We start from the raw sequence: 4957 nt of genomic DNA on the forward strand, positions 1-4957 counted from the left end.
GCGCGCACGGGCCCCGGGTGGCGTTCCGCCTACCCGGGGCCCAAGTCTGTCCGGTCGCCTCCTCAAACCGCTTCAGAGGCGGAGAGGATCCGCCCCAGAGGAACACACAACGTCACGGGCGGGCATATGCAGTGTCGAGCGCCGCGGGCGGGTTACAGGTCCAAGTCGCCAGCTCTCACGTGGTCGAGGAGGTCAGCGAAGACGGCGCGGTCCAGGACCAGGTGGCCACCGTTGGGGTTCTTACTGTCCCGCACACCGATAGCAGACGTCGTCACTGCGATCTCCACGCAGGCCTGTTCGGAGTTGCTGCGGCTGCTCTTGCGCCACTTGGCAGCGGCGAAGTCGGCACTCATGGTCTGTTCATCTCCCTTGCTGTCTGCCGGAACAGCGCCGAACTGTCCTCTTGGGGGAGGGCGTTGTCCCAGATGACCTCGAACCCTTCGGAGTAGCGGTCGATCTCGCAGGGTTTGTCCAGGTACAGGGCCCCGGTGAAGCCTTGCACATACACGGTGGGGGGTTCGTGGTTGCGTCCGTCTCCGGTAGTTGGGAAGCGCATGAGGATGAACGGGCCGGTGTCGAGCCCTCGGTGCGCCCCCGCCTCATAGGGCATGACACGGATGGAGACGTTTGGGCGTTCGTTGAGCTCTGCGAGTCGCTCAAGCTGGCCCGCCATGACCGCCGGCCCGCCGACGACTCGGCGGACGACGGCCTCGTTCAGAGCGACCCTGAGGGTGGGAGGTGACGTCGAGCGGGTCACCAACGTCTGACGTTGGACCCGCAGTTGCACCCGTCGGTCGATGTCCTCGTCGTGAAGACGGGCGTTGTTCGTGATGACCGCGCGGGCATAGTCGGGGGTCTGGAACAACCCTGGCACCAGCTCGGGTGAGTACTCCTCAAGACTGCGCGCAGCCTCCTCCAGTCCGATGAACAGGTCGAAGCCGTCCGGGATCACGTCACCGTAGGCGTGCCACCACCCCTTTCCCTTGGTTTCCTTGGCGAGGCCCATCAGGGCCACTTTCAGCTCGTCGGGTGCCCCGTAGACGCGGCACATGGTCTCGACGTCGTGAGACCGCAGGGACGTTTGCCCGGTCTCGATGCGCCACATCTTCGCCTCTGACCATTCGAGCGCATTCGCGGCCGCATGCACCGTTAGACGGGCATTTGTCCGAAGTTCGCGCAGGTACCGGCCGAGTTGCCTCCGGGGGACGGTCGACCCCGTTGCGGCTTCCGTCATCCGCTTCACCTCCATCCCGGGGCGGTCTTTCACTCGAAATGAAAGCATCCCCCCGCACGATTCGCAATGAGTCTCCGACCTGCGGAAATTCGGCACGGAGAATAATCCTGAAACCTTGCAGTGCTGGTTTTCATGGTGCTCTACTCGGAGTCAGCACGGAGGTAGTTCGCGACAATCCGTGATCTCGGCGAGCCGGTCAGGGCGCCCGTTCCGCGCATCGCCACCGCAGAGAACGACCGCCCCCATGCACGGAAGAGGCCAATCATGAAGATCATTTACGGATACCGAGGTGCCGACGGCGACGGCCGCACCTCCGGAGTGTGAGCCGTGGGAGCACACGTGCGGTCTTCCGGAGCGCGTCCCGTCCCGCAGCGTCCGGAGCCGAGTCAGGCCAGTGGCCCCACACCTCTGATCCCCCAGCGCGAGCGAGTCACCTTCCTGGCCCAGCTCTCAAAGGCGTTCGCCCTCGTGGAGGGTGTCGTCACGGTCTTCGCCGACGCGCAGGGATACGTGGTCCTCAACGTGATTCCCCTGGGGGTGCCCGGACGCGCCGTCACGGTTGGGTGCCGCTACTGCCACGACGGCGCGTGGTGGTTCTACGACACCCGCACGGGCGAGTCCATCCGGCCGGCGAGCGACACGAGGGTGGCGGCCCACCTAATCAGAACCAAGATGAAAGAGGCGGCAGCGGCATGACCTTGGTGGTATCGGACTACCCCCGCAAGCACGTCGGCAAGGTCGCCGAGATCAACGGCATGACCATTGCAGACGGCCCGTGGATCGCCGTACGCGAGGCATTCGGCATCACCGGACTCAGGTCGGGTGTGCTCGTGCGATGGGAAGAAGAGGGCCTCATCTCGGCCGCCCAGGACTCCGAGCGGTCGCCGCGGCGGTACCTCAAGCCGGAACTGGAGATCGTCGCGAAGCTGGGCACCAACGGGCCGCCGAGCCTGCGCGCCCTGCGCCGTTACCTGATGTTCCGCCCCGAGGGCGAGAGTGACGACGGCCTGCCGGACAGCCCCGCCAACACCGATGCTGAGCAGACGGACGCCTCCGACCCGTGTAGTTCGGAGAGTGCGGGGCTCCTGGCCACGCTGGCGAACCTGCTGCGCGGGCAGAAGCTCTCACCCGAGGTAGTCAGTGAGCAGCGGCTACGCGTCACCAAGGACGCGGCCTCGCGTGGGGTCGCCATCGAGTGCCGACGCCGCGCCAGCGACGCCGACCGGTGGTGGTTCAGCTGGGGCGGCGGCGTCTGGCTGTGCGAGGCCGACAACCCGACCGAGGCCGTGGTCCAGGTGAAGGCGGCGCTGCGCACGGTGGGAGGGCCCTGATGACCGTGAGCGGGCCGATGGGGTACACGGCCAGGCCGGAGGCCATGGGCACGCTGATCTCCACCCTGTTCGCCGACCGGCTGTTCGAGCACGGCATCCCGTACCTGCGCGTCGGGCTGATGAGGGTCTACGTGGAGGAACGCGCCACTGCGGAGCTGGCGAGCATGAAGCGTCGTCCCGCCGACGAGGCGATCGGAGCGGCCCTGGGTGTCGTCGCGAAGGTGTGGGACGAGGCGATGACCATGCACGGGATGTTTCGCCGGACGATCGACGAGTGCCAACGACAGGTCCGTCTGGAACTGGAAGAGATCGTGGACGAGCACATCACGCTCGTGCGGCAGGCGACCGAGACGGGAGGGCACTCGCCCAACCCGCGTGTGGAGCCCGGACAGACCGACTCCGGCCGGCACGAGTTGTTGCCCGCCCAAATGCGCACCCTGGGCGCGGACTCGATCCCCCATCACTCCGGACCGCCGTAGAGATCACGCCCCGCAGCGCGGGGAGGGGCGCGCTCCGGGGTGCGGGTCCTGGAACCGTCGATAACCGAGCGGTTCCAGGACCCATCCACATGCCAGGCGATCCGCCTCTGCCCTCCTCAGTTCATGTCCTGTCCTTCAGCAACTCCTTTGTGAAAGCGAGGTCGCGCGTGGTCAAGGAGTCACATCCTCGACTCTCGGCGGATCGTCTTGTCATGGTCGTGCTCGTCCGGGAAGACGGCAGGGACGCCAGCCGTCCACCCGGCCCGGTCCCCACTTACACCCTGGAGCAACTGCCCGGCGTGACAACACGCGCCTACCAAGCGGGCATAACCGCGTTGAAGGTCTTCGTCTCCGACCGGCGCGACGCCTCGGCGACGCGAGCCGCGGCGGGGGGCTCGGTGATGACCCGTGCGATCCACGCCATCAAGTTGACGCGCAGGGATGTGCAGGTGATGACCGAGACCTGCCTGTGCGGCTACCTGGCCAGCGGCGATTGCCATCTCACCGCCCGCAACGGACGGCCCGACCAAACAGCGACCATTGCCGCCCTGGCGCACCAGGCCGTGACCCAAGCCGAGGCCGGGACCGACGTAATCGGCCCCGCCGCGATGATCCCCGGTTCGATCGCCGCGTGCCGCAGCGCCCTGGACTCCGCCGGATTTCACAGGGTCGGCGTCATGCCGCACCTCATAGTGAACTCCCGCCTTTACGGCGGCTACCGGGTCGCTATGGGTATCCACTCCCGGAACCGGCCGTTCCAGCTCCCGGCCTCGGGCCGTACCGCCACGGCGGTCCAGCAGGGGCTCCTGATGCTGTCCGAGGGCGCCGACTCACTGTTGATCGAGCCCGCCCTGTTCTCCACCGACATCCTTTGCGCGCTGTACGCCCGGGCCGGCGTGCCGCTCCTGCCGTTCTCGGTCTCCGGAGAATGCACCACCCTTGCGCCCGAGCTGCTGGCCGAGGAGTACGCCATGCTCCTGCGCGCCGGAGCATCACGGGTGGTCAGCCATGCCGCTCTCACCCTCGCCGCTACGCTCGGTGAGGCGCCGTCCACCGTCCCGACATCCCGGAAGACACTGACATGACCATCGTTCCCATGGACTCGAGCAGCCCTCTGGCTCCCGCCGCCGCGTACTTCGAGAAGGCGCTGCCCGGGCGAGCGCTGCGGCTCGGTGGACGCACCAGCCACCTCGCGCGCGCCTACGCCCGGCGCGTCATCGACACCCTCGCGGCAGTCGTGCCCGGCCTGGACATCGAATACGTCCCCATCGAGACATCGGCGGACCGCTACAAGGGCGACCTGTCAGAGCTGGGCGGCAAGGGCCTGTTCATGAAGGAGATCGACAAGGCCCTGATGATGGGCCACATCGACGCCGCCGTGCACTGCATGAAGGACGTCCCCGGCGACGTCCACCTGCCCAAAGAGTTCGTCTTCGCCGCCTACCTCCAGCGCGACGACGTCCGCGACGCCGTCGTCTTTCCGGACGGCTCGAAGTACGCAATCATCAGCGACCTCCCGCCGGGCGCGCGCATCGGAACGTCCGCCGTCCGACGTAAGGCGCAGCTGCTGCGCAGGCGGCCCGACCTCAACGTGCAGCGGTTCCGCGGGAACGTCATCCCGCGGCTCACCCGCCTCGACGAAGAGCAGCAGGTGGACGCCCTGGTCCTGGCGGGCGGCGGCCTGACCAAGGTCGGCATGGAACACCGCATCTCCCAACTCCTCAGCCTGGACGAGATGTGCCCCGCCATCGGCGCCTTCGTCGCCGCCAGCCTCACCCGCAAGAACGCCCGAAGCATCATCGCCGGCACCCGCCTGCACCCGCGTTCCGCAGTTCGTAGACACACGGCTGTGATCGCCGGCGAGTCGCCGCTGGTCAGCGCTGTGCGGCGCTGGTTTCCAGGGCTGGCAGGCT

7 protein-coding genes are annotated in these 4957 nt (G+C 67.4%); 5 read left to right on the forward strand and 2 right to left on the reverse strand.

The window, feature by feature from the left end; translation table 11 throughout:
• Positions 1–152: 152 nt before the first annotated feature.
• On the reverse strand, positions 153–353 hold the full coding sequence (locus ACGFK0_RS17705) for a DUF397 domain-containing protein (protein WP_392905957.1): 201 nt from the start codon (positions 351–353) through the stop codon (positions 153–155).
• Positions 350–1234, reverse strand: coding sequence for a helix-turn-helix domain-containing protein (locus tag ACGFK0_RS17710; RefSeq protein WP_392905958.1), 885 nt, complete (start codon positions 1232–1234; stop codon positions 350–352). Before ACGFK0_RS17710 ends, ACGFK0_RS17705 begins: the two co-directional genes overlap by 4 nt.
• A 468-nt stretch (positions 1235–1702) precedes the next feature.
• Between ACGFK0_RS17710 and ACGFK0_RS17715 the strand changes: the two genes are divergently transcribed.
• The 5 genes from ACGFK0_RS17715 to hemC form a co-directional block, all read left to right on the forward strand.
• The gene (locus tag ACGFK0_RS17715; RefSeq protein ID WP_392905960.1) at positions 1703–1930 is read left to right on the forward strand and encodes a hypothetical protein; all 228 of its coding nucleotides are present in this window, start codon (positions 1703–1705) and stop codon (positions 1928–1930) included.
• Positions 1927–2565, forward strand: a complete 639-nt coding sequence (locus ACGFK0_RS17720; RefSeq protein ID WP_392905962.1) for a hypothetical protein — start codon at positions 1927–1929, stop codon at positions 2563–2565. Before ACGFK0_RS17715 ends, ACGFK0_RS17720 begins: the two co-directional genes overlap by 4 nt.
• Positions 2565–3044 (forward strand): hypothetical protein, encoded by a 480-nt coding sequence (locus ACGFK0_RS17725; protein WP_392905963.1) that lies wholly within the window; start codon positions 2565–2567, stop codon positions 3042–3044. Before ACGFK0_RS17720 ends, ACGFK0_RS17725 begins: the two co-directional genes overlap by 1 nt.
• A gap of 89 nt (positions 3045–3133) precedes the next feature.
• On the forward strand, positions 3134–4129 hold the full coding sequence (locus ACGFK0_RS17730) for a hypothetical protein (RefSeq protein ID WP_392905964.1): 996 nt from the start codon (positions 3134–3136) through the stop codon (positions 4127–4129).
• A gap of 11 nt (positions 4130–4140) precedes the next feature.
• Positions 4141–4957, forward strand: an 817-nt coding sequence (gene hemC / locus ACGFK0_RS17735) for a hydroxymethylbilane synthase (protein ID WP_392905966.1), incomplete at its 3' end; no start/stop codon positions are given.

The sequence above is a fragment of the Spirillospora sp. NPDC048823 genome, assembly GCF_043198445.1.
Classification (GTDB): Bacteria; Actinomycetota; Actinomycetes; order Streptosporangiales; family Streptosporangiaceae; genus Spirillospora.